General features: G+C 39.7%; 30 protein-coding genes. 6 read left to right on the top strand and 24 right to left on the bottom strand.

Features of this window, described 5'->3' with window-relative positions; all coding sequences use genetic code 11:
- Positions 1 to 47 precede the first annotated feature (47 nt).
- The 20 genes from THC_RS06515 to ppsA form a co-directional block, all read right to left on the bottom strand.
- Positions 48 to 1502 (bottom strand): NADH-quinone oxidoreductase subunit N, encoded by a 1455-nt coding sequence (locus tag THC_RS06515; RefSeq protein WP_068515044.1) that lies wholly within the window; start codon positions 1500 to 1502, stop codon positions 48 to 50.
- Positions 1503 to 1514: 12 nt separating this feature from the next.
- Entirely contained in the window at positions 1515 to 2975 is a 1461-nt protein-coding gene (locus THC_RS06510; RefSeq protein WP_068515041.1) for an NADH-quinone oxidoreductase subunit M, read from the bottom strand.
- Positions 2976 to 2987: 12 nt separating this feature from the next.
- A complete protein-coding gene (gene nuoL, locus THC_RS06505) occupies positions 2988 to 4961 on the bottom strand; it encodes an NADH-quinone oxidoreductase subunit L (RefSeq protein ID WP_068515039.1) in 1974 nt (657 codons plus the stop codon).
- 4 nt (positions 4962 to 4965) lie between these two features.
- Positions 4966 to 5268: an NADH-quinone oxidoreductase subunit NuoK gene (gene nuoK / locus THC_RS06500; RefSeq protein WP_068516703.1), complete on the bottom strand. Its 303-nt coding sequence runs from the start codon at positions 5266 to 5268 to the stop codon at positions 4966 to 4968.
- Between the two features lies 1 nt (position 5269).
- Positions 5270 to 5794, bottom strand: coding sequence for an NADH-quinone oxidoreductase subunit J family protein (locus THC_RS06495; RefSeq protein ID WP_068515036.1), 525 nt, complete (start codon positions 5792 to 5794; stop codon positions 5270 to 5272).
- A 4-nt stretch (positions 5795 to 5798) separates the two neighbouring features.
- The gene (nuoI, locus tag THC_RS06490; protein WP_068515033.1) at positions 5799 to 6341 is read right to left on the bottom strand and encodes an NADH-quinone oxidoreductase subunit NuoI; all 543 of its coding nucleotides are present in this window, start codon (positions 6339 to 6341) and stop codon (positions 5799 to 5801) included.
- Between the two features lie 12 nt (positions 6342 to 6353).
- The gene (nuoH, locus tag THC_RS06485; protein ID WP_068515031.1) at positions 6354 to 7337 is read right to left on the bottom strand and encodes an NADH-quinone oxidoreductase subunit NuoH; all 984 of its coding nucleotides are present in this window, start codon (positions 7335 to 7337) and stop codon (positions 6354 to 6356) included.
- A 39-nt stretch (positions 7338 to 7376) separates the two neighbouring features.
- Entirely contained in the window at positions 7377 to 8609 is a 1233-nt protein-coding gene (locus THC_RS06480; RefSeq protein ID WP_068515028.1) for an NADH-quinone oxidoreductase subunit D, read from the bottom strand.
- Entirely contained in the window at positions 8606 to 9121 is a 516-nt protein-coding gene (locus THC_RS06475; protein ID WP_082706347.1) for an NADH-quinone oxidoreductase subunit C, read from the bottom strand. The genes THC_RS06480 and THC_RS06475 overlap by 4 nt, the downstream gene beginning before the upstream one ends.
- Before the next feature lie 3 nt (positions 9122 to 9124).
- Positions 9125 to 9640 carry an NADH-quinone oxidoreductase subunit B gene (locus tag THC_RS06470; RefSeq protein ID WP_082706345.1) on the bottom strand — a complete coding sequence of 172 codons (516 nt, stop codon included), beginning with the start codon at positions 9638 to 9640 and terminating at the stop codon, positions 9125 to 9127.
- Positions 9631 to 9984: an NADH-quinone oxidoreductase subunit A gene (locus THC_RS06465; RefSeq protein WP_068515026.1), complete on the bottom strand. Its 354-nt coding sequence runs from the start codon at positions 9982 to 9984 to the stop codon at positions 9631 to 9633. The genes THC_RS06470 and THC_RS06465 overlap by 10 nt, the downstream gene beginning before the upstream one ends.
- 3 nt (positions 9985 to 9987) lie before the next feature.
- On the bottom strand, positions 9988 to 10401 hold the full coding sequence (locus tag THC_RS06460; protein WP_068515022.1) for a 4Fe-4S dicluster domain-containing protein: 414 nt from the start codon (positions 10399 to 10401) through the stop codon (positions 9988 to 9990).
- Positions 10402 to 10528: 127 nt separating this feature from the next.
- Positions 10529 to 11215: a hypothetical protein gene (locus THC_RS06455; RefSeq protein WP_068515020.1), complete on the bottom strand. Its 687-nt coding sequence runs from the start codon at positions 11213 to 11215 to the stop codon at positions 10529 to 10531.
- The gene (locus THC_RS06450) at positions 11203 to 11643 is read right to left on the bottom strand and encodes a CoA-binding protein (protein WP_068515017.1); all 441 of its coding nucleotides are present in this window, start codon (positions 11641 to 11643) and stop codon (positions 11203 to 11205) included. The genes THC_RS06455 and THC_RS06450 overlap by 13 nt, the downstream gene beginning before the upstream one ends.
- A 16-nt stretch (positions 11644 to 11659) precedes the next feature.
- Positions 11660 to 12421: a triose-phosphate isomerase gene (gene tpiA, locus THC_RS09625; protein ID WP_068515015.1), complete on the bottom strand. Its 762-nt coding sequence runs from the start codon at positions 12419 to 12421 to the stop codon at positions 11660 to 11662.
- 16 nt (positions 12422 to 12437) lie between these two features.
- Positions 12438 to 13598, bottom strand: coding sequence for a phosphoglycerate kinase (locus THC_RS09620; protein WP_068515012.1), 1161 nt, complete (start codon positions 13596 to 13598; stop codon positions 12438 to 12440).
- Positions 13599 to 13610: 12 nt separating this feature from the next.
- Positions 13611 to 14090, bottom strand: a complete 480-nt coding sequence (gene ribH, locus THC_RS06435) for a 6,7-dimethyl-8-ribityllumazine synthase (protein WP_068515009.1) — start codon at positions 14088 to 14090, stop codon at positions 13611 to 13613.
- Between the two features lie 29 nt (positions 14091 to 14119).
- A complete protein-coding gene (locus tag THC_RS06430; protein ID WP_068515006.1) occupies positions 14120 to 14419 on the bottom strand; it encodes an FtsB family cell division protein in 300 nt (99 codons plus the stop codon).
- A 49-nt stretch (positions 14420 to 14468) separates the two neighbouring features.
- A complete protein-coding gene (locus THC_RS06425; RefSeq protein ID WP_068515002.1) occupies positions 14469 to 15140 on the bottom strand; it encodes a hypothetical protein in 672 nt (223 codons plus the stop codon).
- Positions 15141 to 17579, bottom strand: a complete 2439-nt coding sequence (gene ppsA / locus THC_RS06420) for a phosphoenolpyruvate synthase (RefSeq protein WP_068514999.1) — start codon at positions 17577 to 17579, stop codon at positions 15141 to 15143.
- Positions 17580 to 17974: 395 nt separating this feature from the next.
- Here ppsA and tpx point away from each other — a divergent pair, with 395 nt between their 5' ends.
- From tpx to THC_RS06390, 6 genes are all read left to right on the top strand, one after another.
- Positions 17975 to 18481, top strand: a complete 507-nt coding sequence (gene tpx / locus THC_RS06415; RefSeq protein ID WP_068514996.1) for a thiol peroxidase — start codon at positions 17975 to 17977, stop codon at positions 18479 to 18481.
- Positions 18482 to 18492: 11 nt separating this feature from the next.
- Positions 18493 to 18996: a type 1 glutamine amidotransferase domain-containing protein gene (locus THC_RS06410; RefSeq protein ID WP_068514993.1), complete on the top strand. Its 504-nt coding sequence runs from the start codon at positions 18493 to 18495 to the stop codon at positions 18994 to 18996.
- 30 nt (positions 18997 to 19026) lie between these two features.
- Positions 19027 to 19635: an NAD(P)H:quinone oxidoreductase gene (gene wrbA, locus THC_RS06405; RefSeq protein ID WP_068514990.1), complete on the top strand. Its 609-nt coding sequence runs from the start codon at positions 19027 to 19029 to the stop codon at positions 19633 to 19635.
- The gene (locus tag THC_RS06400) at positions 19632 to 20213 is read left to right on the top strand and encodes an epoxyqueuosine reductase QueH (protein ID WP_068514987.1); all 582 of its coding nucleotides are present in this window, start codon (positions 19632 to 19634) and stop codon (positions 20211 to 20213) included. Before wrbA ends, THC_RS06400 begins: the two co-directional genes overlap by 4 nt.
- An 80-nt stretch (positions 20214 to 20293) precedes the next feature.
- On the top strand, positions 20294 to 23059 hold the full coding sequence (gene secA, locus THC_RS06395; RefSeq protein ID WP_068514984.1) for a preprotein translocase subunit SecA: 2766 nt from the start codon (positions 20294 to 20296) through the stop codon (positions 23057 to 23059).
- Positions 23040 to 23270 (top strand): hypothetical protein, encoded by a 231-nt coding sequence (locus THC_RS06390; RefSeq protein ID WP_068514981.1) that lies wholly within the window; start codon positions 23040 to 23042, stop codon positions 23268 to 23270. Before secA ends, THC_RS06390 begins: the two co-directional genes overlap by 20 nt.
- Here THC_RS06390 and THC_RS06385 read toward each other — a convergent pair.
- Genes THC_RS06385 through THC_RS09790 form a run of 4 tightly spaced genes read right to left on the bottom strand, consistent with a single transcriptional unit; the run spans position 23267 to position 25611 of the window.
- The gene (locus tag THC_RS06385) at positions 23267 to 24007 is read right to left on the bottom strand and encodes an outer membrane protein assembly factor BamD (protein WP_068514979.1); all 741 of its coding nucleotides are present in this window, start codon (positions 24005 to 24007) and stop codon (positions 23267 to 23269) included. The two genes, THC_RS06390 and THC_RS06385, sit on opposite strands and share 4 nt — an antisense overlap.
- Positions 24008 to 24021: 14 nt before the next feature.
- The gene (gene trxB, locus THC_RS06380; protein WP_068514974.1) at positions 24022 to 24954 is read right to left on the bottom strand and encodes a thioredoxin-disulfide reductase; all 933 of its coding nucleotides are present in this window, start codon (positions 24952 to 24954) and stop codon (positions 24022 to 24024) included.
- 9 nt (positions 24955 to 24963) lie between these two features.
- Positions 24964 to 25287, bottom strand: a complete 324-nt coding sequence (gene trxA, locus THC_RS06375; protein ID WP_068514971.1) for a thioredoxin — start codon at positions 25285 to 25287, stop codon at positions 24964 to 24966.
- A 45-nt stretch (positions 25288 to 25332) separates the two neighbouring features.
- Positions 25333 to 25611, bottom strand: coding sequence for an integrase core domain-containing protein (locus tag THC_RS09790; RefSeq protein ID WP_407922075.1), 279 nt, complete (start codon positions 25609 to 25611; stop codon positions 25333 to 25335).
- Between the last annotated feature and the right edge of the window lie 7 nt (positions 25612 to 25618).

Genomic DNA, 25618 nt, shown 5'->3' with positions numbered 1-25618 from the left:
CTTTGTATTTTGCAACCATTTTATAGGTCAAACCCTACAAAAAAACTTTAAAAATGGAAATAAAGAAGGCTAAGGTATAAATAAAGGGTCCTCTGAATAAAATCAATCACAGGCTTTGGGTAAATACCAAGAAGGATTACAACTAAAAGGGAGATTAATACAGGAAATAACATAGAAAAACCATACCTTTCTTTTTCAACGACATGAAGGGGTTTGTCCATATAGATAACCTTAATTACCCTTAAATAAGGATAGGCACCTATAATGGAAAATAGAAGGGCAAGTAAAGCCACCCACAAAAGATTTGATTTAATAAGCATCACAAAGAGATAAAATTTTGCCATGAAACCGGCTGTGGGAGGGATACCCGCTAAGGAAAAGAAAAAAACCAATACAAAAAAACTAATAAGAGGTAAATCCTTGCTCAATCCTGAAAGAGCAGGAATTTCAAGAAATTCCCTCTTCAATTTGGCAAGATAAATTAAAAGCCCAAAGGTTCCTACAGTCATAAAGAGATAAACAAACATGTAAAAAATAGTGAAGCCGTATCCCAGAAAATCACCCGAAAGAAGTCCTAAGGAGGCATACCCAGCATGGGTAATAGAGGAGTATGCAAGCATCCTTATAATATTGTCCTGTTTGATGGCAAGAAGCGCACCAACTAATAAGGTAAGAAGTGTAATTGGTATAAGTAATTCTCCTAAACTAATTTTCAAAGGAGCAAAGGCGACAATTAAAATTTTTATAAAAGCTGCCATAAGAGCAAACTTAATAAGACTTGCCAAGAAGGAAGTAACAGGAAGGGGAGAGGCTTCATAGGCATCAGGGGCCCACATGTGAAAGGGAACAAGGGACAATTTGACAGAAAAGGCAGATAAAATCAAAAGCAAGGCGAGGATCATCTCCTTTTTATAAAGGCCTTGAGCAAGCTTGATAAAGACTTCCTTAAAAGAAATAGCACCTATAAAATAATAAATTATGCCAAGACTAAGGAGATAGAAAAGAGAAGCAAGAGAACCTGCTATAAAATATTTCAAAGCTCCTTCAACAGAAGCCCTTCTGTAAACAAAAGAAGAGGCTATTAAAAAATACACAGGGATACTCATTAATTCCATCCCTAAGTAAAGAGTAAGGAAATCCTGGCTGGAAAGCATAACAAAAGCACCCATCCCGGAAAATAGCAAAAGTCCATAATACTCACCAACATTCAGTGCTTTAAAGGTCTGCAAATAAAAATAGGAAATAAAAAGAACGAGAAGAAAACCTATAAGAAAAAAAAGCTTAATGGTGGTGGCATAAAAATCTGTTTTGAAGGCCTGGGCAAACTCCCCAAAAGGTGTAAAAAGAAGAAAACCAAGCCCTACCACTAAAGCTATAAAGGCTAAATAAAAGGCATAATTCTTATTATTAATAAATTTATCTATAAGAAAAATAAAAAGGCCCATAAAAAGAAAAACTAATTCTACGGCTAGGACTCCAAAATTGAGACTGAGTGTCACCACTTTGTTTCCTCCTTACCGGAAATTAAGTAAAATCTGCGAAACAGTTGCCCGCATAAAATCTAAAAAAGGATTGGGATAAAAACCAATTAAAAAAACTAAGGCAAGCATGGGAATAATGGCAGTAAGTTCATTCCATTTCATAGGAGTTAGATTAAATACATTGGGGCTTGGTTTTTGGAAAAAGACCCTCTGATAAAGCCAAAGCATATAAGCAGCACCGATGATGACACCGGTTGAGGCAAGCACAACCATAAGTTTATCCCTAAGGAAAGTTCCAAGAAGGATCATAAATTCTCCTATGAATCCATTAGTTCCCGGAAGTCCAATACTTGCCAAAGTAAAGACCATAAAAAAGGCTGCATAAAGGGGAAAAGTCGTTGCAAGCCCACCATAATAGGAAATAGCACGGGAGTGGGTTCTATCATATATGACACCAACACACATAAAGAGGGCACCAGTAACTATTCCATGATTAATCATCTGAAGAATAGCTCCTTTTACTCCAATTGGATTTAAAGAAAAAATTCCCAGGGTTACAAATCCCATATGACTTACTGAAGAATAGGCAATAAGCCTTTTTAAATCACTCTGCCACAAACAGGCAAGTCCTGCATAAATAATGGCAATAACTGAAAGAACCAGAATTAACTTGGCAAAATAAAGGGTTGCCTGAGGAAATAAGGGGAGAAGAAACCTTACCATTCCGTATCCGCCAAGTTTAATAAGTATTCCTGCAAGAATAACCGATCCAGCAGTTGGGGCCTCCGTATGGGCATCTGGAAGCCAGGTATGCACAGGCCACATGGGAACCTTAATGGCAAAGGCAATCAGAAATCCAAGAAAGAGTAATTTTTCAACATGAGGAGCAAAGGTCTTTCCAAGAAGGGCAGTATAATCAAAGGTGCCATACTGCAGAAAGATATAAATAATTGCAATAAGCATAAAAACTGAACCAAAAAAGGTATAAAGGAAGAATTTAAGGGTTGAATAGATTCTCCTTGGGCCTCCCCAGACTCCAATGATAAGATACATTGGAATGAGTAAGGCCTCCCAGAAAAGGTAAAACAGTAAAAGATCCAAGGAAAGAAAAACCCCTACCATGGCAATATTTGTAAAGAGGAGGGCAAGATAAAACTCCTTGACCTTTTCTTTAATAGAATCCCAGGAAATAAGAATACAAAGGAGGGTAACCAGAGTAGACAGAGGCACAAAGAGAATACTTACACCATCAACTCCCAGAAAATAAAAAGTATTTAAAAAATCTATCCAGATAGATTTTTCAACGAATTGAAAGCCCGGATTTGTAAAATCAAAACTGAGAAGAAGAAAAAGGGAAAGGACAAAGTCAAGAAGAGCTGTAACCAGAGCAACAACCTTAATAGCCCTTTCACTTTCACGGGACATTAAAAAGATAAGAATTATCCCAATCAAAGGTAACCAGAGTATTGTAGATAACAAGTTGGGAATACCCACCTTCAAACCTCCTTACTTTAAGTACATCACAACAAGCATATAAATAATTAACCCAAGTAAAATAAACCAGTTATAATGATTAACAACTCCGGTATGAAACCGTCTGAAAATTCCAGCAAAAGATTCAGCTGTCCTTGCTGATCCATTGACAGTTTGATCAATAATAAAGGTATCCAGAATAAGATTAACAACCGTTCTTGATAAAAATAAAGTTGGCATAACAAATATACGATGATATAACTCATCAAAAAGCCACTTCCTATAAAGGAAAGTATAAAGCCTCTTAAATCTTGAGGAAAAGAGAGTTTCTAAGGAGGGACTCTTGACATAGACTAAATAGGATAGGCTTATACCCAAGATTCCAGCAAGAACTCCAAGACCCATAAGTAAATACTCAAGAGTATGATCTATATGGGGAAGCTCGGGGTGCCCGAGCACAGGCTCAAGAAATCTCTGAAAGTTTGCTCCTCCTCCTAAGGATTCAGGTATTCCCAACCAGCCAGCAAAAATAGCTCCTACAGCAATTATTATAAGAGGAAAGGTCATCACCTTAGGGGACTCATGGGGTAGATGCCCGTGAAGAGCCTCCTTGCCCCTAAACTCACCTAAAAAGGCCTTAAAAAAGATCCTAAAGGTATAAAAGGCTGTCATAGAAGCCACTATCAAACCAATCAACCAGATAACTTTACCCCAGGGGTATTTAGAAAAATAAGCCATGGCAAGAATCTCATCTTTGCTGAAAAAACCAGCTAAGCCCGGAATTCCAGAGATAGACAAACTGGCAATGAGAAAGGTCCAAAAGGTAATAGGCATATACTTTTTTAAGCCTCCCATAATCCTTATATCATTTGGATCCGGGGCGTGATGAAGGGCATGGATAACACTTCCCGCTCCGAGAAAGAGCAAGGCCTTAAAATAGGCATGGGTAAAGAGGTGAAACATTCCCGCTGCAAAAGCACCCACTCCACAGGCCATAAACATGTATCCTAACTGAGAAAGAGTGGAATAAGCAACTACCCTTTTTATATCAAACTGAGTAGGAGCAATAGTTGCAGCCATAAAACAGGTAATAGCTCCAACAAAGGCAACCATAGCCATAGCATAATCACTCATCTCAAAGAGGGCATGGAGCCGGGATACCATAAAGACTCCAGCTGTAACCATGGTTGCAGCATGAATGAGGGCTGAAACTGGAGTTGGACCCTCCATGGCATCCGGAAGCCAGACATGTAGTGGAACCTGAGCACTCTTCCCCATAGCTCCGCAAAAGAGCAGAAAGGCAATTAAAAAGGGAACATGGATCTCATAGCCCCCTATTTCAACATAGAGATTGGCAAGAAGGGGTAGTTTTTCAAAGATTTCCGTATAATAAAGGGTCCCCAGATAATAAAACATAGCAAAAATACCAAGGGCAAACCCAAAATCACCCACACGGTTAACAATAAAGGCCTTTTTAGCTGCATCACTGGCACTCTTTTTTTCATACCAAAAACCAATCAGAAAATAGGAACAAAGTCCAACTGCCTCCCAACCTAAATAAAGCTGGACAAGATTATTTGAAAGAACAAGCATAAGCATGCTAAAGGTAAAAAGAGATATATAGGAAAAAAATCTGTAATATCCAGGATCTCCACCCATATATCCAATTGAATAAACATGAATCAAAAAGGCAAGAGAAGTAACCATACACAGCATCATTACTGATAAGGGATCTACAAGAAATCCAAGCCCAACCTTAAGGGAACCAGCTACAATCCAGGAATAGATGTCAAAATTATAGGTCTTCCCAGAAATAACATCAATCAAAAGTTTTAAACTTAATAAAAAACTTACAAATAAAGCAGATACCGGTAAATAATGCGCCTTATCTCGGAAATATCTCTTGCCAAAGAGGAGGGTAATAATACTTGCCAAAAAGGGTAAAAAAGGCACTAAAAAAACTATTATATCAAAGGTTCTCACTACTTGAAAGGAAACCTCATGCATACCTCTAACCTCTGAAGTAATTTATTTCGTCTGCATATACCTTTTTTAATTTCTTGTAAAGAAGAACCACTAAAGAGAGCCCAACTCCAGCCTCTGCTGCCGCCATACCTATTAGAAAAAAAACAATTAAATAACCTGTAACATCTTTGGTATAATGAGAAATACCTGCAAAAAGGATAATCAAGGCATTCATCATGATTTCTAAAGAGACAAGTAATATAATGAGATTTCGCCTAAAAAGGACTCCAAGGAGCCCTATCAGAAAGAGCAAAAGACTCAAAATCACATAATAATTAAAGGGAACCACCTTAAGCAACCTCCTTTAATTTTCTTAACAAAAAAACAGCCCCAAGCACTGCCACCAAAAGAATCACCCCAATGATTTCAAACTGGAATAGATAATGGGAATAAAGGTATCTTGCCATCCACCAGAGATTTGTCCCTTGATTAAGATCCATTGGTAAGGCAGCCTGAAAGGAAGGACTCAGGGCTGTAAGAAAGGCAAGATTTTTAAAAAAGAGAACTACAAAAACTAAGAAGACAATTAAGCCAAGAGAAGATCTCTGGATAAAAATCCTCCATCTTTCCTCTTTACGCAGATTTATCATGTAAACCACAAAAAGAAAAAGCACAAGCACTGCCCCAGCATAAACGATAATCTGAACAGCAGTAAGAAATTCAGAGCCAAGGGTATAGAGCAAAAAGGCCTGATGGAGAATCATCACTAAGACCCATAAGACCGCATGCACGGGATTTCTGGATACAACTGCCAGCAAACTTGAAATGCTCATGGCCAAGGCTAAATATAGAAAAATCAAAATATCCCAGTTCATAAGCCTAAACCCCTGTAAAGTTTCTCTTTCTAACAGGCAGATATTTTTCAGGAAGACCCCTTGGTTTCCAGAAGGGGTTAAGATACGGTCTCTTCTGGGTTGCAATAAATTCATCCCAGTTCTTAAGAAGCCTATCCTTATCAAAATAGACCTCATCTCGGGAATAACCGGCATATTCAAAATACTCGGTCAGGACAACGGCATTTACAGGACAGACCTCTTCACAATAGCCACAGTAGACGCACCTTAAGGCCTCAATATCGTATCTCTTTACTTTTCTTTTTTTAGTCTCAGCATCTATTTCATACTCAATATATATACATTGAGAGGGACAGACCCTGGCACATCTCATACAGGCTATACAGAGGGTATCCCCACTCTGAGGGTCTCTAACAAGGGCATGTCTTCCCCTGAACCCAGGAGCTGGAATAACCTTATCTTTTTCAGGATATTGGATGGTAACTGGTTTATCCAGAAGAAGCTTTTTAAGGGTTAAAAGGAGTCCCTTCCAGATCTCAATAAGTAAAATCTTTTCAAGCAGTTTCATGCCTTAAACCTCTCAAAACATTAGTTTTATAAAGGCAGTTACAAAGAGATTTACAAGGGCAAGAGGAATAAGTATTTTCCAGCCAAGACTCATCAGCTGGTCGTATCTATAACGGGGAAGGGTAGCCCTGACCCAGATATAAAAGAAAAGTAGGACATAGAGTTTCAATAGAAACCAAAAGAAGGGAAGCCCTGGCACCTCAAAAGGCCCTGCATAACCACCCAGAAAACATGTTACTGCAAGGGCACTCATTACAACCATCCCGTAATATTCAGCTAAATAGAAGAGGGCAAAACGAATCCCGCTATACTCAGTAAAATATCCTGCAACAAGTTCAGTCTCAGCTTCAGGTAAATCAAAGGGCACCCGATTAGTTTCTGCAATAGCTGAGATCATAAAAACAAAAAAGGCTACTATTTGAGGGATAAGATTAATTTTAAAGGGGCTTGCTACTTGAGCCTTCACAATCTCCTGAAGATTAAAGGACCCAGCCATAAGAACTATTGACAAAAGTGCTAAGGACATAGCTATCTCATAACTTATTACCTGAGCACTGGCTCTTAAAGCACCAAGAAAGGCATACCTTGAATTTGATGCCCAACCAGAAAGAATAACCCCATAAGCACTCAATGAACTTAAGGCCAAAATAAAAAGGAGACCTACATTGAAATTACTCAGGACAAATCTATCCCAGAGAGGTATTAAAGAAAGCCCTGTTGCAGCACATACTAAGGAGACAAGAGGAGCTATGGCAAAAAGAGGCCTATCAACATGAGGATGAACAATATCTTCCTTCTGAATAAGTTTCAGAACATCTGCTATAGGCTGGAGTAGTCCCCGGGGGCCAACTCGGTTTGGCCCAAGTCTTTGCTGCATTCTTGCAATAATTTTTCTCTCTGCATAAGTTAGATAGGCCACATGTAGGAGAGCTAATATAAGAAGGACTAAGGAAAATATTATCAATAGAAGAACAGCAGTAAGCCAAGATAAATCCATTCTCCCCCTCCCCTCTCAAAACCAAAAAAACTTAAAAAGCTATCTATCACAATCACCTAAAACTACATCTAAGGTCCCAATAATAGCTATCAGGTCTGCAATCAAATGCCCCTTAGTAAGGGCAGGAATGGCTGAAATATGCACAAAAGATGGAGTCCTAATTCTAAGCCTCCAGGGCTTATTAGTTCCATCACTAACTACATAAACTGCAAGCTCACCTTTGGGAGATTCAATACTTGCAAAAGCTTCTCCAGGAGGTAAAGCTCCAATATCTTTTCCTGTAAAGATAAAGCCTTTTTTGGGATGGGGCTTTGGTTCAGGCTCTTTAACCTTTTCTGGAATAAGAAGGTCAGGCGATCCCTCAGCCAGAATGGACTCTCCCTCTGTTTCAGAAAGCTTATCTAAGCACTGCTTTATTATCCAGTTAGATTGTCTTAACTCTATCATTCTTACACGGTATCTATCGTAGGTATCTCCTCTCTCTCCTGTTGGAACTTCAAATTCTACTTCAGAATAGCTATCATAAGGCCTAAATTTCCTTACATCATAAGGTATCCCTGAGCCTCTAAGAACCGGGCCTGTAAGACCAAGATTTATCGCCTCCTCTACTGAGACAACCGCTATATCTTTGGTTCTTTTAAGCCAGATTCTATTGACATCAATCAGGGTCTCATACTCAAGGATGCGAGAAGGAAACTCCTCAGTAAATCTATAAAGGTCATCTATAATTTCCTGAGTAAAGTCCTGCCTTACTCCTCCAACACGCACATATGTATGTGTGAGCCTTGCTCCACAGATCTTTTCAAAGATATTTAAAAGCCACTCACGGTCTCTAAAACAATAAAGAAAGACTGTCATGGCCCCAATATCAAGGGCATGGGTTGCTAACCACAAAAGATGGCTTGAGATCCTTGCCATTTCGTTAACAATAGTTCGTAAAAGCTTGGCTCTCCTTGGAACCTCAAGACCAAAGAGTTTTTCAAAGGCAAGGCAAAAGACTGTATTATTGGCTGCAGATGCAATGTAGTCTAAACGGTCACTTAGAGTTATAGTTTGATTATAGTTTAAATTCTCACTGAGTTTCTCCACTCCTCTATGAAGATATCCGATACGAGGATCGCAATTAACGATAGTTTCTCCGTCCAGCTCAAGAACAAGCCTAAGAACCCCATGGGTTGAGGGATGCTGAGGCCCCATATTTATATAAAAGGGTTCTTCCCAGTAATTACTGTCTTTTTGTTTTGAAGTAACTTCAATTAAAGCAGTGCTCATGCCTTGGCTCCTTTAGCCCTTGCCTTAAGCTCCTTATAGACCTTCCACTCCTTTTCTTCCTCAAGAAAAAGAGGATAGTCCTTGCGTAATGGATACCCTTCCCAATCCTCAGGCATGAGAAGTCGCCTGAGATCTGGATGTCCTTTAAATTTAATCCCAAACATATCAAAACATTCCCTTTCAAACCAGTTAGCGGTCTTCCAAAGAGGAGCTAAGCTATATTGCCAACAGTCATTCTCAGGAATGGGAACTTTTACTCGCAAAAGGGCTCTTTTCTCTATGCTATAAAAATGATATACCACCTCAAAGCGCTCATCCTTCTTTTCAGGTTTAAAATTCAGAAAATCAACCCCACAAAGATCAATAAGATGATTATAACCCTCTTCCCGCAAAGCCTTTACTACCTCAAGAAAGCCCTCTCTTTTAACAACTAAAATTGGAGCATCCTTTTCTTCAACCCTTAAGATAAATTTTTCAAACCTTTCTTTAAGCTCTTTCAAAAAATCTTCCATAGTTTATCTCCAGAAACCCCATCTTCCTCTTTCTTTTTTCATCTTTTCCTGAAGCTTAAGCAAACCAAAAATTAAGGCCTCTGGTCTTGGAGGACACCCTGGTATATAAACATCTACTGGCAGAAACTCATCTACCCCTTGAACTGTGGAATAGGTCTTAAAAATTCCCCCTGAACAGGCACAACTCCCCATGGCAATTACATACTTTGGCTCTGGCATCTGCTCGTAGACCCTTTTAACTGCCGGGGCCATCTTTTTAGTAACAGTTCCTGCAACAATAATACAATCTGCCTGACGAGGTGTCGCTCTAAAAATTATTCCAAATCTATCTAAGTCAAAATGACTGGCTCCTGTAGCCATCATTTCAATAGCACAACAAGCAAGCCCAAAGGTCATAGGCCAGATAGAACTTGCCCTTGCCCAGTTAAAGATCTCATCCAATGGAGAAATAATAACTGGTGTTCCAGGAATCTGTCTAACCTTGGGGGCAACCTCAGAGGTTAATTTCTCTATTCCCATTGAAGCGCTCCTTCATTTAAAGCATAAAGATAGGCTCCTAATAGCAAGATCACAAATATGGCTATTTCAACAAAACCAAACCAAGCAAGCTCTTCAAAGACAACAGCCCAGGGATAAATAAAAACAACTTCTACATCAAAGATGAGAAATATTAAAGCAATGAGATAAAATTTTACTCTAAAGGGAACCTTGGTATCCCCAGAAGGGTCTATTCCGCATTCATAGGGGATCAGTTTTTCAGGTGTTGGTCTTTTAACAGAGAGAATCTTATTGCCAAGAAGCATGGCAAGGCCTATTATCAAAACAAGCCCTGCAAAAATCAAAAAGGGAAGCATGGTTCCCATATCTTACTCCTTTGCGGTGGTTTCTTTTATTTCAAGGGCTTCATTAGGACAGGCAGATACACAATAGGGCTTTTCACCCTTTTCCATTCTGGCTATACAAAGATCACACTTTTCTACAGTCCCGGTATTGAAATTAAATCTCGGAACACCCCAGGGACAAGCCTCTACACAATTTTTACAGCCCACACAAAGATCCTTATAAAAGGCAACCACCTCTCCTTTACGGATAAGGGCTGCAACCGGACAGGCTGAGGCACACTGAGGTTTTTTACACTGTAAACAGGCAAAATAGGCAAACTTAGGCCCTACTTTAAAGATACGACAATTGGAAAGGCCCTCATGCCCCTCTGCACAGGCCTTAACACATTCCTCACAACCTGTGCACTTCTCAATGATATGAACAATGGTGTAAGTCATAACAAGTCTCTTTTTAAGTTATTTGACCCAATTTGTCAACCACAGGATTATAACATTTTAATGAATTATGGAGAATTTTAGGAAATTTTGAGGTCTTTTTCCCCTTTTTTTGTGCTGAAACAAATTTTTACTTCTTTAGAAAAATCTGAAAATCTTCGCTTTCTTTTTGATAGATGCCTGCCTCCCCATAGAAGACAAGAAAAAGCAAGGCCAAAAAATAGTAGATTAGATCCAACTTTTCCTGTATTTCCTTTTTCTGAATAAACTCTTTCCAGCTTATAATCCTTTGATAATGAAGAAAATCTCTCAAATCCTCCAGATATTCATCGAGTGATCTTTTTTCAAATTCCAAGTAAAGCTCTGGTTCTGCTTTAGCCTTTTCAAGCACCTTAAGAAGGGCAGATAATAGGAGATTTAAGTCTCCTCTTTCTTCTACGCTTTGAATCTCTGTAAAGCCATTTACCCGAGGTAAAAAAACTTCTTCCTCAAGGGCTCGATTAAGAGGAAGAACCTGATAAAGAGCAAAGACCCTTCTCTTTTCTGGAAAGGCAGGCTCTGTAATTTCTTCCTCTTCTCCATTAAAAGGAAGATTTAAAAGAAGTTGGCTCTTTATATAAAGGGCATAGGAGAGTCTTATCAAAAATTCAAGAAAAAGTTCATTTAAAGGTAGAGGATTTTCCCGCACAAACAAAAGGATTTGAAGGGAGACCTGGGAAAGCTGAAAAGTTGAAAGCTCTTCCCTTTTATAAAGAAGAAGCTTTCGTAAGGCCTCTAATTTAGTTGAAAGCTCTGAAGTTGACTTTATGAGCTCCATTGACTAAGTTTATGCACCTTTTTAAAACACCTGTTCATCACCACCTTTATGCCATGGGCTTCAGCTAAGGCCTTAGCCTCCTCATTGGCAATTCCTTCTTGCATCCAGATTACACGAGGATTAAGTTTAATGGCCCTTTCTACAATAGGTAAGACCTCTTCACTTCTTCTGAAGATAATAATTACCTCAGGTTTAAAATCTGTAGGCAGACTTTCCAGATCAGGATAAGTGGTTTTTCCAAGAATCTCTTTGTGGGCTGGATTAACAGGAATTACATCAAAGCCCTCTTTAAGGAGATATTCCATAACCATATAACTTGGCCGTTCAGGTTTAGGGCTTGCTCCAACTATTACAAGTCTCTTATAAGTCCTTGGAATCTCAAGAATATCTGGAGGGACATTGGAATAATCAGGAAGAGGACATTCCATTTTAACCACCTCTCTTTTAAAGATTTATAGAGCAAATCTTAAAAAATTTTTCGGGATCCAGAGAGGCTCCTCCCACAAGAACCCCATCTATATTAGGTTCTCTCATTAGCTCATTGACATTTTCAGGAGTAACGCTCCCTCCATAAAGTATGCGAATTCTTTTGGCCCTTTCCTCATCATAAAGCTCTTCTAAGAGCCCCCGAATAAAATTATGCACTTCTTCTGCCTGTGAAGGGGTTGCATTAACGCCAGTTCCAATAGCCCAGACCGGTTCATAGGCAATTACAATTCTTTCTGGATTAATCTCCTTTAAGCCAGCAAGTCCCTTTTTTAACTGGGTTTCTACCCTTTCAAAGGTTTTCCCCTCTTTTCTCTCATTTAAAGTCTCTCCTACACAAAGAATGGGAACGAGACCTGCCCTGTAAACTCCTTCAACCCTTCTTTGGATAAGTTCATCTCCCTCACCAAAGAGATGTCTTCTTTCCGAGTGACCGAGAATAACATATTCCACTTCAAGCTCCTTAAGCATTAAAGGGGAGATCTCACCTGTAAAAGGCCCTTTTTCTTCAAAATGAGCATTTTGGGCACAGAGTTTTACAGGGGTTTCCTTGAGAAGGGAATGGACATAAAAAAGACTGGTAAAAGGTGGAGCTATGCCTACAGTTCTGTCTGAAAAATTATGCTTTAAAAGGAGGCGTAAAAATTTTTCAAAATAGGATTTTGTCTCAAGAATAGTGTGGTGCATTTTCCAGTTACCAAGAAAAAGGGCCTTTCGCATAGCCGAGCTCCTGAATCTATTTTAAAACCCCAAGACCAGGCAAGTCTTTTCCCTCCAAGTATTCAAGGAAGGCTCCCCCTGCAGTTGAGGTATGAGAAAAGGCATAGGTTACTCCTGCCTTTTTTAGAGCAGAAAGGGTGTCACCTCCTCCTGCTACTGTCACTCCTGAGAGGGTAGCCACTGCCCTTGCTAAGGCAATAGTTCCAAGATCAAAGGGCTCTTTTTCAAAAAAGCCAAGCGGCCCATTCCAGATAACGGTCTTAGCACCCTCAAGGGCAGAAGAAAATAGACCAACTGTTTCTTCCCCTATATCATAAATTTTATCTCCCTCCTCAATCTCATCCAGAGTAACAAGATAGGGCTCTCCCTCTCTTTCCACAACCGCATCCACAGGCAAATAGATTTTCACATCCTGCTCTTTGGCCTCCTTAAGAATCTCCCGAGCTGTCTCAAGATAGTCCTCTTCTACAAAAGAGGCCCCCACCTTATATCCGATGGCAGAAAGAAAGGTATTAGCCATAGCTCCTCCGATAATGAGTTTATCAATCTTATTCAAGAGATTTTTAAGAACCCCTATCTTTGTTGAAACCTTGCTTCCTCCCACAATAGCATAAAATGGTCTTTCAGGCTTACCCACAATTCTATTAAGATATTTAAGTTCTTTCTCCGTAAGAAACCCAATCCCCCTTTCCTTCACCAACTCTGCCACTCCGACCACTGAGGCGTGGGCTCTGTGACAGACGGAAAAGGCATCATTAATATAGACATCAGCTAATGAAGCTAAAACTTTGGCAAGCTCGGGGTCATTTTTGGTTTCCCCTTCATAAAATCTTATATTTTCAAGAAGAACAACCTCGCTATTTTTAAGCTCAGCTAAAATCTTCTCAACTCTCTCTCCTGAAAGATCCTCCAAAAAATAGACAGGGGCCTTAAGTCTTTCCTTTAAATACTCGTAGACAGGCCTTAATGAAAACTCAGGCAATCTTTTACCTTTGGGTCTTCCAAGATGGGAACAAAGAAAAACCCTTGCTCCCGAATTAAGGGCATATTGAATGGTAGGGAGGGCTTCAATAATCCTTGTGTCATCAAGAATTTTCCCCCTATCCATAGGGACATTGAAATCAACTCTTATAAAAACCTTCTTTCCCTTTAGGTTAAAATCTTTTATGGTTTTCATGGCCCATCCTCCTTAGAGTTTGGAAATTCTTTTTAAAAGGTTAGCTACCTCAAGAGCAGTAAAGGCAGCTTCAGCCCCTTTATTACCTGCCTTAGTTCCAGCTCTTTCAATAGCTTGCTCAATGGTGTCCGTAGTTAAAATTCCAAAAATAACCGGCACTTCTGTTTCAAGCATGACCTGAGCAATACCTTTGGAGGCCTCAGCTGCCACATAATCAAAATGAGGAGTTGCCCCCCGAATAATTGCCCCAAGACAAATTACCGCATCAAACCTTTGGCTTCTTGCAAGTTTTTTGGCTACAAGAGGTATCTCAAAGGCCCCTGGCACCCAGGCAATATAAATGTTTTCCTCAGAGACTTGATGTCTTCTTAAGACATCGATAGCCCCCTCCAGAAGTTTTTGAGTGATAAAGACATTAAATCTGCTTACCACTATGGCTAAATTAAGGTCTTGCCCCTCAAAATAGCCTTCAACTATCTGACACTTAAACATTACCTCACCTCCCAGTCATACCTACACAATTATTTATATTGAATGACCTTTTCCCCATTCTTGATGTAACCCATTTTAACTCTGAGAAATTCCTCATAAGCAAGGTCTGAACTCTGGAATTTTTTAATCTCTGTTTTAAGAATCTGATTTTCAGATCTAAGTTTTTCAAGTTCCTTTCCTTCCTTTTTAATAAGCCAGCTTAAAAATATATAAATAGTAAGGATAACAAAGACCAGAACAGTGAGCATGCCTAAAAGAATTCTTCTAAGTCTTTTTTTCTTTTTTCTCTTGGAATAGGGTTTTATAATAATTTGAGATGGCTTGGGCATATTAAAAAACAATTATATTGAATTTTTCAAATTTGTATAGAGGGAATTTTTAAAACCACTGCCAGGGGGAAGAGCCTGAGGCGGGAGGTTGAGAAGGAGGTGGGGAAGGTAAAGGTTGTGGCTGAAGGGGTTGAGAAAAGGGCTGAAGGGGCTGGGAACTGGAGATCTGAGGAGAGGAAAAAGGAGGTTGCGGGGGAGGAGGGACCTGGATCTTTATCTTTAAAGGCTCTTCTTTGCGAGGAAGGAGTTTAGAGAGAGCTCTAAAGGGGTTTATTTTAGAAAGTATTGATTCCTTTTCTTCCTTTGGTTTTTGAACCCTTATTGAAGGTGCAGGCAAGGGCTTTTGAGGAAGGATTAAGGAATTAAGGAGGTTATTGAGTTTTACCCAAAAGTCTTCAAAGGTTGCAGTATCGGTAACTTTTAAAACCTCTGCTTTTTCAGGTATATGCATTATGGAGAGCTCCATTTGAACCTTTCCTGTTCTATCAAAGAAAAACCTGCTTTTTAAAAGATTTCCTGAAAGAACCTCTCTCTCCAGAGGATATACGCTAAAACCCTGGGAAGAAAGCCTTTCTATGAAAAATTTTAAAATCGGAGCCTGAAGATAACCGAAATCTTTTTGTGGCTCTATATCAGGATTTAAAACATAAAGGGAAGGAGGAGCCGGAAATCCCGGCTCTGCAAGATATAAAAAAATTAACCCTATAATCCAAAAAATCACTTATTTCTTCTTACCTTTACTTAAGGCCTTTTCTTTTTCAGCCACAAGAAGCCTTGTCTTTATAATGGTATCTGGGGTCAAACTCATAGAATCTATACCACATTCCACTAAAAATTCGGCAAAGTCTGGAAAATCGCTGGGAGCCTGTCCACAAATACCAATCTTTCTGCCAGTTTTTTTAGCAGTCTCAATTACCTGCTTAATCATCTTCTTTACCGCAGGATTGCGCTCATCATATAAATGGGAAACAAGCTCTGAATCCCTGTCTAACCCAAGGGTAAGCTGAGTTAGGTCATTAGAACCAATGGAAAAGCCATCAAAAATTTTAGCAAACTCTTCCGCTAAAATAACATTACTGGGAATTTCACACATCACATAGATCTCAAGGCCGTTTTTCCCTCTCTTTAATCCATACTTTTCCATTACTTTTATGACCCTTTCTCCTTCCTCAGGAGTTCTACAGAAGGGAATCATGACCTTAATATTGGTTAATCCCATTTCATCTCTGGCCTTAGCCAGAGCCTTGCATTCAAGGGCAAAGGCGGGTTCAAATTTTGGATCATAATACCGCGAGGCCCCTCTCCATCCAATCATAGGATTGTGCTCTTCAGGTTCAAAAAGAAAGCCTCCAATGAGATTAGCATATTCGTTGCTTTTAAAGTCTGAAAGTCTTACAATTACATCATTGGGATAAAAAGCTGCTCCAATGGTTGCAACTCCCTGAGCAAGCTTATCTACAAAAAACTCAGCCTTATTTTTATAGCCAAAGGTCTTTTCTTCTATAATTTTTACTAAGCGACTTATTTTTTTATCCTGGGACGCCCTTTTCTTTAGTTCCTCAAAGTTAAGTAGAGCCAGAGGATGAATCCCGATATGTGAACCTATAATGAATTCAAGACGGGCAAGACCTACTCCATCATTGGGAATTTGTCCCTGAGCAAAGGCCTGTTCAGGTATTCCTACATTCATCATAATCTTTGTCTTTGGCCTGGGCAGGTTTTCAAGATCAATTCTTTCAACCTCAAAGGGAATGAGCCCTTCAAGAACTCTGCCTTCCTCTCCAAGAGTGCAATCTATGGTTACATCCTGTCCTGTGATAACGGACTTTGTTGCCGTTTCTGTTCCAACAATACAGGGAATACCAAGCTCACGAGAAACTATCGCCGCATGGCAGGTTCTTCCTCCTTTGTCTGTCACAATGGCAGATGCCTTTTTCATAATGGGTTCCCAGTCTGGGTCAGTCATAGTAGTAATCAAAACCTCACCAGGCTGAAATTGACTGATATCACTTACACTCAGAATAACCCTTGCTTTGCCTTGGCCAATCTTACTTCCAACGGCCTTTCCTGTGCAGAGAACCTTGCCATCTCCTTTGAGTTTATAGATCTCGTAAAACTTATGGCTCTTTATGGCATGGACTGTTTCTGGACGAGCTTGCACAATAAAAAGGTCTCCTGTTCCAACTGTTTTCCCATCTCCATCTTTAGCCCATTCAATATCCATAGGTCTTCCATAGTGTTCCTCTATGATCATAGCCCACTTAGCAAGTTTTAAAATCTCTTCATCGGATAAAACAAAGGTCATCCTTTCTTCCTTAGTGTTTTTTACCTCTTTGAGAGGTTTTTTGGAAGAGTCTCCGTAAATAAGCTTTACATCCTTACTTCCCAGTCTCTTAGAAAGAATAGGTTTAAAACCTTGTTTAAGGGTTGGCTTAAAGACATAAAATTCATCAGGATTAACCCTACCTTGAACGACATATTCACCAAGACCCCAGGCCCCGGTGATATAAACCACATCCCTGAACCCTGATTCCGTATCTAAGGTAAACATAACTCCTGAGCTTGCCTGGTCAGATCTTACCATCTTCTGAACTGCAACAGAGAGATAAACTGAAAAATGATCAAAGCCTTTGTCCTGTCTATAGGAAATGGCTCTATCTGTAAAAAGGGAGGCAAAACATCTTTGCACGGATTCAATAACCTTTTCCGTTCCTCTGACATTTAAATAGGTTTCCTGCTGACCCGCAAAGGAAGCATCAGGAAGATCTTCTGCTGTAGCTGAGGATCTCACTGCCACATCAGGATTTTTCCCATACTTTTTCTCTAACTTAGCATAGGCCTTAGCGATTTCCTGAGCAAGTTTTTCCGGCATCTTGGCATGGAGGATGAGATTTCTAACCTTTTTACCCCTTTTTTGGAGGTCTTGAACATCGTGCGTATCAAGTCCCTTTAAGGCCTTTTTAATCTCATCATCCAGATGATTTTCCTTAACAAAGTATTTATAAGCCTCAGCAGTAACTGCAAACCCGTAAGGAACATTAACTCCCTTAGAGGTAAGCTTTGAATACATCTCTCCAAGGGAGGCATTTTTACCACCCACAAGAGGCACATCTTCGTATCTAATTTCATCAAACCACAATATGAAGGGATTTTCAGCCATAGGCCCCTCCTCATCAGATTTTTTGAAAAATAGCAAAGATTTAAAAATTTGTCAAGCATTTGTATGCGTCCATATCTTTTGAGACTTAAAAAAATTTTCTCCTACTTCGGTTGTAAGAGAATGAACCTGTATTTTGTAGGGGCAACCCTATGTGTTTGCCCTCTTATGAAAGATCTATGTGTTTGCCTGTTATGTGGTCCTTTATATTATTGGATAGACAGGTAAGGATTGGGCAGACACGCAAGGGGCTCCCCCTACTTTCACCTCTCACATTTTTCCATCCTTTCTTTTGTTAGGATATGAACTTATGCAAGAGGAGATTTCTCTTTTCTATCTTTACCTTTAAAAAAAATCTTTTATAATTTAAAATAAATAACAATGCAAGGAGGAATGGTATGGAAAGAAAGGTGACATTATTTGGAAATCCCTTTCATCTTGAAGGAAAAGAGGTTAAAGTTGGGGATAGAGCTCCAGATTTTGTAGTTATAGATAAAGAATTAAAGGAGACCAGCCTGAGTGATTTTAGGGGAAAGATAAAGCTTATTAGTTGCACACCCTCTCTGGATACCCCGGTTTGTGATCTTCAGGCAAGGACTTTTAATCAAAGGGCTTCTGAATTACCTGAGGATGTGGTAATCTTAAATATCAGTATGGATCTACCCTTTGCCATTGCAAGATTCTGTGCATCAGCAGGAATTGATCGTGTAAAGGTTCTTTCCGATCACAGAGAGGCCTCCTTTGGATTAAATTATGGAATTCTTATTAAAGAATTAAGGCTTCTTGCAAGGTCAATCTTTGTTATAGACAAAAATGACATCATAAGATACATTGAAATTGTTCCAGAAATTACCAATCATCCCGATTATGAAAGAGCCCTTCAGGCTGTAAAAGAGTTACTTTAAAGAAGGCCAAAATGAAAGCCCTCATTATTAGTGCTGACAATTTTGAAGACACGGAGCTACTTTATCCCTTTTATCGGTTAATAGAAGAGGGCTTTCAAGTAGATATTGCCTCCTTAGTGAGGGGAAAAATAAAAGGCAAACACGGTTATACTGTTCCTGTTAACCTTTCGCTAGAGGAGGTAAATCCTGAGGAATATGATCTTCTCCTTTTACCAGGAGGGAAGGCTCCAGAAACCTTAAGAAAAAATGCAAGAGTTCTTGAAATAGTTAGAGCCTTTTATTCTGCTGGAAAGCCCATAGGTGCTATATGTCATGGTCCTCAGATTTTAATTTCAGCCGGGCTCTTAAAGGGGAAAAGGGCAACTTCCTATAAAAGTGTAGCCAAAGAACTTCTTGAGGCTGGTGCAAAATATGAGGATAAAGAAGTGGTTGCAGAGGGAAACATAGTTACCTCAAGGATGCCATCAGATTTACCCTATTTCATGAAGACCTTGCTCAGTGTGATAAAAAAATAAAATTAACTTTAAAGGGGGTTAGACCCTGTGATGAAGGTATTGATAGTTTATTACAGCACTTATGGAAATACTTACAAAATGGCCCTTGAGGTTGCTAAGGGAGTAGAAGAGGTTCCAGGGGTAGAACCTGTTGTTCGCACAGTTCCTGAACTCATCCCCCAAGAAATTATAGAATCACGAGAGGATATGAAGCGAGGAAGGGAGCTGCAGAAGGATGTTCCTCTTGTCACCCTTGATGATTTTCGCTCTGCAGGGGCTATAGCCTTTGGCACACCAACCCGTTTTGGTGTGGTTTCAGCTCAATTAAAGAATCAGATTGATAAGCTTTCACCTCTCTGGCAAGAAAGGGCTCTTGAAGGAAAACCAGCTGGAATCTTTGTCTCCACAGCAACCCTTCATGGTGGTCAGGAAATGACCATTTTTTCTCTTCTTCCCGCCCTTCTTCATTTGGGAATGATTTTTGTTGGTGTCCCCTATTCGGTTCAAAATCTTTTTACTACAAAAGGAGGAGGCTCACCTTATGGTCCAGGGCATGTGGCAGGTCCTGATAATTTAAGAGAACTTGATGAGGATGAAAAGGCTATTCTTCGTGCCTTTGGAAAAAGACTTGCTGAAATTGGTTTGAAACTTCAGAAATGAAAGACTTTGTTCTTTTACATATCTGCTGCGGTCCCTGTAGCCTCTATCCCTTAAAAACCCTTAAAAAAGAGAGCATCAAAGTAAAGGGTTTTTTTTATAATCCCAATATACATCCCTATCAGGAATTCAAATTGAGAATAGCTGCTCTAAAGGAGGTTGAAAAAATTGAAAATCTTGAAATCATCTGGGATGAAACCTATGGATTGAGAATCTTTCTTGATGAGATTTCTTTTCAATGGGAGCGCCCTAAAAGATGTGAATGCTGTTATTACCTGAGACTTAAAAGAACGATAGAACTTGCTGAAAAACTAAGGGCTGAAGCCTTCACAACAACCCTCCTTTACAGTCCCTTTCAGTTTCACGATTTGATCAAAGAAATTGGAGAAGAGCTCTCTTATCTCTATAAAGTCCCCTTTTTCTATCAGGACTGGAGAGGGGGCTACAAAGAGGGAAAAGAAATTGCTATAGAACTTGGAATATACCGCCAGAAATACTGTGGCTGTATCTTCAGTGAAGAAGAAAGATTTTCTTCTAAAAAGAAGACTCCTCTTTTCCAAATCCCTAAAAATTCTCTTTAACTTTTAAATAGCTTGTAATACCTTTAAAAAGGATTAAATTTTAAATTGCGAAAAATCTTTAAAAGGGGTTTAATGGTTTTATGATTACTCAGCTCATAACTAAAATTGTAGGAACTAAAAACGAAAGGGAATTAAAGAAGCTCAAACCTATTGTTCAGAAGATTAATTCCTTTGAATCTGAGATTCAAAAACTTTCTGATGAAGAACTTTCAAGGAAAACAATAGAATTCAAGGAAAGGCTTTCTCAAGGGGCACCTCTTGATGAGATCTTGCCTGAGGCCTTTGCAGTGGTAAGAGAGGCCTCTCGTAGAGTTCTTGGGCTGAGGCACTTTGATGTTCAGCTCATGGGTGGAATTGTTCTTCATCAGGGAAAGATTGCTGAAATGAAAACCGGAGAAGGAAAAACCCTGGTTGCCACTCTTCCTGCTTATCTCAATGCCTTGACCGGAAGAGGAGTTCATATAGTTACTGTTAACGATTATTTGGCCAAAAGAGATGCGGAATGGATGGGGCCTGTTTATCGTTTCCTTGGACTAAAGGTGGGATACATTGTCTCTGGTATGGATGATGAAGAACGAAAAGAGGCCTACCAGGCGGATATCACCTACGGCACAAACTCTGAATTTGGCTTTGACTATTTAAGGGATAATATGAAATATTCCCTTGAAGATATGGTTCAGAGAGATCATTACTATGCCATAATTGATGAAGTGGACTCTATTCTTATTGATGAAGCAAGGACCCCACTTATTATCTCGGGACCATCAGAGGAGTCAACAGATCTTTACTATTATATTGATGAAATTGTGCGAAAACTCAAAAAGGATATTCACTTTACAATAGATGAAAAAACCAAAAGTGCTCACCTTACCGAGGAGGGAATAACTGAATGTGAAAGGCTTCTTGGTATAAAAAATCTTTACAATCCAAGATATGTCCGAATTGTGCATCATATCAATCAATCCCTGAGAGCCCATCACCTTTTTAAAAGAGATGTGGACTATGTGGTAAAGGATGGCAAAGTTGTCATAGTGGATGAATTTACGGGAAGGCTCATGCCTGGAAGACGCTGGAGTGATGGTCTACATCAGGCAGTTGAGGCCAAAGAAAGGGTTCGCATTGAGGCTGAAAATCAAACCTTAGCTATGGTCACCATCCAAAACTATTTCAGGATGTATGAAAAAATAGCTGGTATGACTGGAACCGCTGAGACTGAAGCAGCTGAGTTTAAAGAGATTTATAACTTAGATGTGGTGGTTGTTCCCACGCACAAGCCAATGATAAGACAAGATTTTCCTGATCTTGTCTTCCGCACTTACAAGGAAAAACTTGAAAAAGTCGTTGAAGAAATTGAGGAAAATTACAAAAAAGGCCGTCCTGTTCTTGTTGGAACTGTCTCCATTGAAAAAAGTGAACTTCTTTCAAAAATGCTCAAAAAGAAAAAGATTCCCCATCAGGTATTAAATGCCAAGCACCACGAAAGAGAGGCCCAGATTATTGCTCAGGCTGGAAGGTCTCATGCTGTAACTATTGCCACCAATATGGCTGGAAGAGGTGTTGATATTCTTCTGGGAGGAAATCCAGAAGGGCTTGCCAAGACCCAACTTTCTGCAGAAGGCTACGACCTTAATGAAATCCCTGAAAGGGCCTGGAATGAGGTTCTTGCCCTTGCCAGACAGGGACAAAATCCTACAGAAAAGTATCCCGATTACTGGGCAACTCTACTTTATCAAAAATACCTTGAATGTCAAGAGGATGCAGAAAAGGTAAGGTCCTTAGGAGGGCTTTATATTATTGGAACAGAAAGGCATGAATCAAGGCGTATTGATAATCAATTGAGAGGTAGATCTGGAAGACAGGGAGATCCTGGAGCAAGTAGATTCTTTCTTTCTCTTGAAGATGATCTGCTAAGACTTTTTGGCTCAGACAAACTCAAGAGTTTTATGGAAAAATTAGGTCTTCCTGAGGGAGAGCCTCTTGAGCATCCTTGGTTAACCAAAGCCATTGAACAGGCTCAGAAAAAGGTTGAGGCTTATCATTTTGAGATCAGAAAGCATCTTCTTGAATATGACGATGTGATGAATAAACAACGCGAAACTATTTACTCCCAGAGAAAAGAGATCCTGAAAAGCGAAACCATCAGGGACTGGATTCTCTCTATGCTTGATGAGACCGCGGAAGATCTCATCTCAGAAACCATCTTTGAGGAGAAAAATATCTCTATGGATGCCCTTGAAAATTTAAAAACAAGAGTAAAAGAGGTTTTTGCCTTTGAACCAGTCTTTTCTGAAAAGAGCTTTACAAATAAAACTTCCCTACTTGAAGAACTGAAAAAGCAGGCTATCTCTACCTATGAAAGGAAAGAAAAACTTATTGGTCCAGACCTCATGAGAAACCTTGAAAAATACTTCCTTCTTACAACCATTGATTCCCTTTGGAAGGAACATCTCCTTATCCTTGATCATATCAAGGAAAGTGTGGGCTTAAGGGGATATGGCCAGAAAAACCCCCTTCAGGAATACAAAAGAGAGGCCTTTCATCTCTTTGTGGAACTTATGCGAAAGATCCGGGAAACTACCCTTTCCTATCTATTCCGCGTGGAATTGAGAGAAGAGGCAGAACGAATTCAAGAGATGGTGCTTGAAGAAGGTGAAATAGATGAGAAAAAACTTGAATTTAAGCGAGAAGACCTCTTTGAAGAAAAGCCTCAAGCCCAAGAGCCTGTAAGGAGTGTCAAAGTGGGAAGAAACGATCCCTGTCCCTGTGGCTCAGGGAAAAAGTATAAAAAGTGCTGTGGTAAAGAAAGCGGGGAAAAGGAGGTGGAACATGAGATGTCCCAAATGTAACTATTTCTTTTCTGAGGAGCTCAAGGCCTGTCCAAGGTGTGGAGCTGATATGGGCCTTGAAATTGAGAGACTGGGTATCTTTCCCCCTGGAGCAACAGAACCATTTTTAACCCTTGAGGACTTTCAAGAGCCTACACCTGAATTTGTGGGTAGCCCTTTTAATAGAGAGAGAATTATTGAATTTCCCTTGACTGAAGAAGAAACTACTTAAGGGACACTCCCTCCGAAAAAGTCCTTTACTTCACCTTTATTAAATGACTCAGTTTCTTTTAAGGCCATTTGATAGTATTTTTCAAGAGAAGCTTTTGCCTGTTGGGCTACATAGGTTTCAGGATAGGTCTCAAGTAGATAAAGGAGTCTTTTATAAGCTGCGCGATAATATTTGATCTTAAAATAAAAACTTGCCACATAAAACTCATGAGAGGCAAGAAGCTCTCTTAGTTCTCTTATACGATTTTCTGCTTCAATACGGTATGCATTTTGAGGAAAGGTTTGTAAAAGTCTCTGATAAGTTTCTATCGCTTTTTTAGCATAAGTTGGGTCCCTATCAATGGTCTGGCGAAGCTTATAATAACAAGTCCCGATCTGAAAGATTACATAGGGTATGGCCTCATTATTGGGATAAAACTTCTCAAACTCCTCATAAAAAGTAATGGCCTCTAAGTAATCTCCAGCCCAGAACTTGGTGTCTGCCAGACGGAGCTCAGCCAGAACTGATTCAGGAGTACCGGGATATTTATTTTTCACTTCTTCAAAATACTGAGTGGCAAGATCATATTGTCCTCGCTGGAAGTATCTCTCAGCTCTTTGCATAAGCTCAGAAAGAGGAGCCTCTTCTTTTATCTTTACTTCCCTTGCCTGCCAAACTTTAAGGGGATCAGGGATTTTGGCACAGGCTGATAATAGAAAGATCAAAAAAATAAGAAAAATCCCTTTCTTAGGTATCACACCTTTTCCCTCAATTATTCAACCAAGGACTTAATAAACTCTTCTGCATTTAAGGCAGCCACAGCCCCTTCTCCACAGGCATTTATAATCTGGCGAAACTTCTTGCTCACACAATCTCCACAGGCAAAGACCCCGGATAGGGAGGTTCTCATTTCTTTATCAGTTATTATAAAACCCTGTTCATCAAGGTCAAGGATTCCCTTAAGCCACTGAGTACTCGCAGTAAGACCAATAAAGATAAAAATACCTGCAACAGGAAGGATGAAGGTTTCTCCCGTTTTCACATTTTTTAACCTCAATGTTTCAACCTTGTCCCTTCCCTGAATCTCTTCAGGGACTGAATTCAAGATGAGCTCTATCTTGGGATTAGCTTTGACCCTTTCCTGAAGGATCGCCGTAGCTCTAAAGGCATCCCTTCTGTGGATAAGATAAACCTTCTCAGCATATTTAGTCAGATGAAGGGCCTCCTGAAGGGCGGTATTTCCCCCTCCTACAACAGCTACTACTTCTCCCCTGTAAAAGGGGCCATCACAAATTGCACAATAGGAAACTCCCTTGCCTGTAAACTCTAACTCTCCAGGCACACCCAGTTTTTTATACATAGCCCCTAAGGCCAATATAACCGCTCTTGATCGAAATTTCTTCCCTGTTGCTGTGGTAAGCTCTTTATAGGTTTCAAAATCTGAAAGAGCGATAACCTCTTCTTCAAGGATCTCTAAATTAACTTTTTGCACCTGTTTATGCATTAGGTCAATTAGATCAAAACCGGAGATACCTTCAGGGAAGCCTGGATAATTCTCAATGAGATCAGTATAGATAACCTGGCCCCCGAGAGGACCTTTTTCAAGTAAAAGAGTTTTTAGAAGGGCTCTACGGGCATAAAGCCCTGCTGTTAAACCCGCAGGCCCCCCTCCTATTATTATTAAATCATAGAGATCTTCAGGCATCAGGCTCTACTAACCAAGCACCTTATTTAGGGCATTGGTAAGAGTAGCCTTAGAAACTGCTCCCACAATGGTCTCAACTGCCTGGCCATCTTTAAAAACTATTAAAGTGGGAATAGCCCGAATTCCATATTTTCCAGGGGTCACTGGATTTTCATCTACATTCATCTTGCACACCTTTACCTTCCCTGCATACTCTTCAGCAAGCTCATCAATCACAGGGGCAATAGCTCTACAAGGCCCACACCAGGCTGCCCAGAAATCAACAAGAACAGGGATAGATGATTGCAAAACCTCCTTTTCAAAATCCTGATCTGTCACTTTACATGCTGCCATATCCTCCCCTCCTGTATTTAATTTTTACTAAAATACTATATCTTTTTATAACTGGCAAGTCCGTGTATAAGTCCATATCTTTTGAGACTCTATAGTATTTTTTCTTTGGGCATAACACAAATATTTTATCGGTGATACCTGTTGCAACCCACTAATGGGCCTTTCACCATTATACCATATCAAATACCCCATCAACGCCTTATTAAATTTCTCCAAATCCTCAAATAAGTCTTCTTCCCAATACCATATAAAACTCTCCTCTAATATCCTATTAAATCTCTCCACATACCCATTCCCCTTTGGAAAGAGGAGCTTTTTTACCACCCTTCCT

It is taken from the genome of Caldimicrobium thiodismutans, assembly GCF_001548275.1.
GTDB classification, from domain to species: domain Bacteria; phylum Desulfobacterota; class Thermodesulfobacteria; order Thermodesulfobacteriales; family Thermodesulfobacteriaceae; genus Caldimicrobium; species Caldimicrobium thiodismutans.
The sequence above is the reverse complement of the archived record's forward strand: the minus strand, read 5'-3'. Positions and strand labels throughout refer to the sequence as shown.

Bases quoted from the DNA above. Each gene is read 5' to 3' on its own strand.
- nuoL (WP_068515039.1), bottom strand. From the start codon at position 4,961: ATGCATGAGGTTTCCTTTCAAGTAGTGAGAACCTTTGATATAATAGTT.
- THC_RS06495 (WP_068515036.1), bottom strand. From the start codon at position 5,794: ATGAACTGGGATATTTTGATTTTTCTATATTTAGCCTTGGCCATGAGC.
- nuoI (WP_068515033.1), bottom strand. From the start codon at position 6,341: ATGAAACTGCTTGAAAAGATTTTACTTATTGAGATCTGGAAGGGACTC.
- nuoH (WP_068515031.1), bottom strand. From the start codon at position 7,337: ATGGATTTATCTTGGCTTACTGCTGTTCTTCTATTGATAATATTTTCC.
- THC_RS06480 (WP_068515028.1), bottom strand. From the start codon at position 8,609: ATGAGCACTGCTTTAATTGAAGTTACTTCAAAACAAAAAGACAGTAAT.
- THC_RS06475 (WP_082706347.1), bottom strand. From the start codon at position 9,121: ATGGAAGATTTTTTGAAAGAGCTTAAAGAAAGGTTTGAAAAATTTATC.
- THC_RS06470 (WP_082706345.1), bottom strand. From the start codon at position 9,640: ATGGGAATAGAGAAATTAACCTCTGAGGTTGCCCCCAAGGTTAGACAG.
- THC_RS06465 (WP_068515026.1), bottom strand. From the start codon at position 9,984: ATGGGAACCATGCTTCCCTTTTTGATTTTTGCAGGGCTTGTTTTGATA.
- THC_RS06460 (WP_068515022.1), bottom strand. From the start codon at position 10,401: ATGACTTACACCATTGTTCATATCATTGAGAAGTGCACAGGTTGTGAG.
- THC_RS06455 (WP_068515020.1), bottom strand. From the start codon at position 11,215: ATGGAGCTCATAAAGTCAACTTCAGAGCTTTCAACTAAATTAGAGGCC.
- THC_RS06450 (WP_068515017.1), bottom strand. From the start codon at position 11,643: ATGGAATGTCCTCTTCCTGATTATTCCAATGTCCCTCCAGATATTCTT.
- tpiA (WP_068515015.1), bottom strand. From the start codon at position 12,421: ATGCGAAAGGCCCTTTTTCTTGGTAACTGGAAAATGCACCACACTATT.
- THC_RS09620 (WP_068515012.1), bottom strand. From the start codon at position 13,598: ATGAAAACCATAAAAGATTTTAACCTAAAGGGAAAGAAGGTTTTTATA.
- ribH (WP_068515009.1), bottom strand. From the start codon at position 14,090: ATGTTTAAGTGTCAGATAGTTGAAGGCTATTTTGAGGGGCAAGACCTT.
- THC_RS06430 (WP_068515006.1), bottom strand. From the start codon at position 14,419: ATGCCCAAGCCATCTCAAATTATTATAAAACCCTATTCCAAGAGAAAA.
- ppsA (WP_068514999.1), bottom strand. From the start codon at position 17,579: ATGGCTGAAAATCCCTTCATATTGTGGTTTGATGAAATTAGATACGAA.
- tpx (WP_068514996.1), top strand. From the start codon at position 17,975: ATGGAAAGAAAGGTGACATTATTTGGAAATCCCTTTCATCTTGAAGGA.
- THC_RS06410 (WP_068514993.1), top strand. From the start codon at position 18,493: ATGAAAGCCCTCATTATTAGTGCTGACAATTTTGAAGACACGGAGCTA.
- wrbA (WP_068514990.1), top strand. From the start codon at position 19,027: ATGAAGGTATTGATAGTTTATTACAGCACTTATGGAAATACTTACAAA.
- THC_RS06400 (WP_068514987.1), top strand. From the start codon at position 19,632: ATGAAAGACTTTGTTCTTTTACATATCTGCTGCGGTCCCTGTAGCCTC.
- secA (WP_068514984.1), top strand. From the start codon at position 20,294: ATGATTACTCAGCTCATAACTAAAATTGTAGGAACTAAAAACGAAAGG.
- THC_RS06390 (WP_068514981.1), top strand. From the start codon at position 23,040: ATGAGATGTCCCAAATGTAACTATTTCTTTTCTGAGGAGCTCAAGGCC.
- trxB (WP_068514974.1), bottom strand. From the start codon at position 24,954: ATGCCTGAAGATCTCTATGATTTAATAATAATAGGAGGGGGGCCTGCG.
- trxA (WP_068514971.1), bottom strand. From the start codon at position 25,287: ATGGCAGCATGTAAAGTGACAGATCAGGATTTTGAAAAGGAGGTTTTG.